This is a genomic window from Herbaspirillum lusitanum P6-12 (assembly GCF_000256565.1).
Taxonomy (GTDB): Bacteria; Pseudomonadota; Gammaproteobacteria; order Burkholderiales; family Burkholderiaceae_D; genus Herbaspirillum; species Herbaspirillum lusitanum.
Window position 1 is genome coordinate 1 of sequence record NZ_AJHH01000431.1, and the last position, 351, is coordinate 351.

The following is a 351-nucleotide window of genomic DNA, read 5'->3' on the forward strand; positions in this document are numbered from 1 at the left end:
CGGCCTGGTAGGTCCAGTCGACCTGCGCCACCGTGACGTTGCCGCCGCGCGGACCGAACAGGCCGCCCGGACGCAAGCCGAGCACGCCGTCGCCGCGTGTGAAGGTCTGCAGCGTCAGGCGCGGACGAAAACGTCCGAGCACTTCGCTCTCGTCGGGCATGCCGACGGAGAACTGCGCCTGCGGAACCGCCATCGGTCAGCGCTTCTTGAGTAGCGACCCGAGCACGCCGCGAATGATTTCGCGACCGACTTGCGAGCCGATGCTGCGCGCCGCGGATTTGACCATCGCTTCGACGGGCGACTCGCGCCGGCTACTGCCCTTGCTGCCGGCGCTGTTGCCGAAGAAGCCGC

2 protein-coding genes are annotated in these 351 nt (G+C 68.9%); both read right to left on the minus strand.

The window, feature by feature from the left end; genetic code table 11:
* The coding region (locus HLUSI_RS28675) for a hypothetical protein (protein ID WP_040503495.1) at nt 1–193 on the minus strand (193 nt) is incomplete at its 3' end.
* A gap of 3 nt (nt 194–196) precedes the next feature.
* The coding region (locus tag HLUSI_RS32705) for a helicase HerA-like domain-containing protein (protein WP_157137860.1) at nt 197–351 on the minus strand (155 nt) is incomplete at its 5' end.